Source organism: Mycobacterium sp. TH-M25 (genome assembly GCF_057473665.1).
This window is the reverse complement of sequence record NZ_JBYCLA010000390.1, coordinates 1-3,824: the sequence shown is the minus strand read 5'-3', so window position 1 is coordinate 3,824 and position 3,824 is coordinate 1. Positions and strand designations below refer to the sequence as shown.

Sequence of the window (3,824 nt, the reverse complement as noted above, 5' to 3'; positions counted from 1 at the left end):
GAGAAAAAGTGTGCCGGCACGGGGATCGACGTTGCGGTAGACCGGATGCGCGGAAATCCAATTCCATGAGTTGACGATCGAGTACTCGCTCAACCGGACCAGGCCCATTCCGCGAAACACGTTGAAGGGGCCGATGGCCGCAGTTTGGCCGATCTCGAACTTCACCACGCCTACAACGAGATTGGGGCCGATATGGGCCGACGGATGAATGTCGTGGCCGAACATCCGTAGCAGCCGATTCTTCAGGCGTGAGGCAGGAAGTAACCAGCACAGGACCTGGATCATGGCTGTTGTGTCCCTTGGGCGCCGACCAGTCCAGCGGATGCCGCCCCGGACTCGACAAACCATCGGTACATCTTGGCCAGGCCCGCTTCGATGGTCAGCGATGGACGCCACCCCAGAGCCGACAGCTTGCTGTTGTCCATCAACTTGCGTGGCGTCCCGTCCGGGCGGCTCGCGTCGAAATGCACGGCGCCGTCGAAATCGACGACCGATTTCATCAGCAGAGCGAGGTCTCGGATCGAAATCTCCTGTCCCGATCCGGTATTGACCATATCGCCGCCATCGTAGCTGCGCAGTAGAAATACGCATGCGTCGGCGAGATCGTCGGCGTCGATCAATTCGCGCATCGGTGAGCCAGTGCCCCACACGGTGACCTGTTCTGCGCCCGACACCTTGGCCTCGTGGAAGCGGCGCATCATGCCGGCGATGACGTGGGAGTGTTCAGGGTGGCAGTTGTCGCCCACGCCGTAGACGTTGCACGGCATCACGGTGAACGCGTTGAAACCGTACTGGGTGAAGTACGCGTCGCACATGGTCTTGCCGGCGATCTTCGCGACCGCATATGGCAGGTTTGTTTCTTCCAGCGGGCCGGTGAGAAGTGCCTCCTCCACGATGGGCTGTTCAGCGTGCTTGGGGTAGATGCAGCTGGAACCGAGAAAAAGTAGCTTGCGTGCGCCGTGACGGTAGGCCGCATCGATGACGTTGGTTTGGATCGCCAGGTTGTCCCGGATGAATTCGGCACCGCGGGTGACATTCGCCTGTATCCCACCGACTTTGGCGGCGGCCAGCACCACGAACTCTGGCCGTTGTGCCGCGAAGAATGCCTCCACGGACGCCGCATCGTCGAGCGGTAGTTCGGCGTGTGTGCGGGTCAGCACATCGGTGAACCCGTCTTCGAGCAGTTTCCGGGTGATCGCGGAGCCCACCATGCCTCGGTGCCCGGCGACGTATATGCGCGCGCTCTTGTCCATCCCGGTCACAGCAGGGTGTTCGCGACGTCGGAGCTCTTGTCCAGATACCAGGCGACGGTGCGCTCCAAGCCTTCGTCGAGGCCCACCTCCGGTTGGTAACCGAGGGCTCGCATCTTCGAAATGTCCGGGCAACGACGGGGGGTGCCACCTTCGGGCGCATCGCCGGGCTGGATGTCCAGCTCGACCCCGACGAGCTTGCCCACCCGCTCGGCGAGATTGCGGATCGTCACCTCTTCGTCATTTCCGATGTGGTAAACCTCGCGATGCCCACCGTGGGCGTACATGGTCAAGATCCCCTCGACGATGTCTTCGGCGAAGCAGAACGCTCTGGTCTCACTGCCGTCGCCCTGAATCGGGAACGGCACGGCCACGCTTCGCGCAGCGTCGTAATCTGCTGCGGCCCTGAGAATGAACTGCGGAACGACGTGCTTGAAACCCATGTCCGGCCCGTAGACGTTGTGCGGCCGAAACACCTGCACGCTGTTGTAGTGCTCCTGGGCGTAGTTGAAACAGATCAGCTCGGTCCCGATCTTCGATCCGCCGTAGGAGTAGCGCGGGTTCAAGCTGTCCGGCAACGTCAGCGAGATCGTCTCGGGCGTCGGCACAATCGCCGGCGTCTGGTAGACCTCCGCGCTCGAGGCGGCCACCAAGTTGGGCACACCGGCGGTCCGGCCGGCATTCACCACGGCGATCGCTCCCCGGATCCCGACATCGAGCACCAGCTCTGGATGCTTGTAGAAGTTCTCGGTTCCGTTGATCGCCGCGAGGTGCATGACCACGTCGGCACCCTTGAACGCCTCGACGAGGCTGTCCTCGTCGCGAACGTCGCACGGGAAGAGCTCCACGTCGTCGATGACCTCGGCCAGGCGGCCGGCATCGCCACGGACCATGGTGTCGACGACACCGACGTCCCAGCCGTCCCGCACCAGTCGCCGCACCAGATAGGACCCGATGAAACCGGTGCCCCCGGTGACCACTACCCGTTGCGCCATCAGAGCACCCGTCCGCTGCTGCCCACTGCGAAGTACGAGTCGCCCATCTCAGAATCGGGAAGGTGACCAAAGTGGTTCCAGTAATCGAAGATAAAGCCTCCTGGCTCGATGAACTCGGTCATGGTGCGCGGCGAGATGCGCCCCAACGCCGGGTGGTTGTTGGCGATGACGATGACGTCGGCACCGCCGCTGATCGCATCACCCACTCGGCCATAGACCTGCTCGTCGGGGAATTGAGCCGCGAGCTCGTCGGGGTCGATGACGGGGTCGAAGAGCCCGATCTTGCAGTCCGGCAAGGCCTTCTTGAGCTCGTCGAGGACTTTCACCGACATCGACCCACGCAGGTCATCTGTCGCGGGGGCGCCCTTGAACGCCATGCCCAGGATGTTGATCCTCAGCGGGACAGCCAGATTGCGCTTGTTGACCTCATCTGCGATGAACCGTACCGTCTCGGAAGGCTGACGTTCGTTGACCTGGCGGCTGGCAGTCGTGATTTCGAGATCGATGCCGCGCTCGCGGGCGCTCTGCGCCAGGATGTGCGGATCCTTCTCCAGGCACGGTCCACCGACCAACCCGGGCAGTGCGACGTTGGTGCGTTTGTAGCCGAGCTTGCCGGCCGAGATCACCTCGTGGGCTTTGACGGCGTACACGTCGCAGACCCGTGCGACCTCGTTGGCGAAGCCGAATTGCACGTCCCGGTAAGTGTTGTCGACCAGCTTGATGATCTCGGCCGTCTCCGGGCTGGACACCTGAACGACCGAGTTGGTCAGTGACCGGAACAAAGCAGCAGCCCGGTCAGATCCCGCCGACTCATCCGCACCGATGATCTGCGGCAGTTCGCGCAACTCTTGGAGCGCGTTGCCCTCAAGCGTGCGCTCGGGGCACATGGCGATGTCGAACCGCTTCCCCGACGCGGCGAGGATCGGTGACACCACGTCGCGGGTGGTCCCGACTTTGACCGTCGACCGCAGCACGATGAGCGCGCCGTCTTCCATGTTGGCGGCGACCTGGCCGGCCGCGGCTTCGATCATGTCGAGCCGCGCAACGCCGGTGCCCGACAGCGGTGTCCCGACCGTGATGATGTAGGTGTCGCACGCCGTACCCTCGGGGAACTGCTCGCTGGCAGAGAGCTTGCCGGACTCGACGACCCTACTCAGGGCGTCCTCCAGCCCGGTCTCGGAAAAGTGCGGGATCCCGCGGTTGGTCTTGTCGACCACCTCGGTGCGCTTCTCGATGCCGATCACCGTTTTACCCGTCTCGGCCAGCACCGTCGCAAGCGTCAGGCCGACATATCCAAGCCCGACGATGCCGACGTCATATCTAGTAGTACTCACTCACTCACTCCCCGCCTTGTCGCTGGTCTCGCACCCGTTTCCCGAGCTCAGCCGGGTGCTGAGGTTGCTGTTATCCGTCGGTTTGCTTTGAAGCCACCAAAACGGATGTCTGAATGTTTTAGATGCTTTGAAGATACTGCTAGTTAGCTACATACTGTACACAGCGACAAGCGGTATGTATAGTGATCTACACGTGCATCATCGGTATACACGCGTTCGGGGGTGTCCGGGCATAGCCGCAATTT

At 62.4% G+C, this 3,824-nt stretch carries 3 protein-coding genes and 1 pseudogene; all 4 read right to left on the bottom strand.

The window, feature by feature from the left end; all coding sequences use genetic code 11:
- Positions 1–285: pseudogene (locus AC2VOU_RS13195) on the bottom strand (hypothetical protein); the annotation flags it as partial.
- On the bottom strand, positions 282–1,253 hold the full coding sequence (locus tag AC2VOU_RS13190) for an NAD-dependent epimerase/dehydratase family protein (protein WP_486957785.1): 972 nt from the start codon (positions 1,251–1,253) through the stop codon (positions 282–284). The gene AC2VOU_RS13190 and the pseudogene AC2VOU_RS13195, both read right to left, overlap by 4 nt.
- A 5-nt stretch (positions 1,254–1,258) precedes the next feature.
- Positions 1,259–2,245, bottom strand: a complete 987-nt coding sequence (locus AC2VOU_RS13185) for an NAD-dependent epimerase/dehydratase family protein (RefSeq protein WP_486957784.1) — start codon at positions 2,243–2,245, stop codon at positions 1,259–1,261.
- Complete coding sequence (locus AC2VOU_RS13180; RefSeq protein ID WP_486957783.1) at positions 2,245–3,579, bottom strand: nucleotide sugar dehydrogenase; 1,335 nt, start codon at positions 3,577–3,579, stop codon at positions 2,245–2,247. Before AC2VOU_RS13180 ends, AC2VOU_RS13185 begins: the two co-directional genes overlap by 1 nt.
- Positions 3,580–3,824 lie beyond the last annotated feature (245 nt).

Bases quoted from the DNA above. Each gene is read 5' to 3' on its own strand.
- AC2VOU_RS13190 (WP_486957785.1), bottom strand. From the start codon at position 1,253: ATGGACAAGAGCGCGCGCATATACGTCGCCGGGCACCGAGGCATGGTG.
- AC2VOU_RS13185 (WP_486957784.1), bottom strand. From the start codon at position 2,245: ATGGCGCAACGGGTAGTGGTCACCGGGGGCACCGGTTTCATCGGGTCC.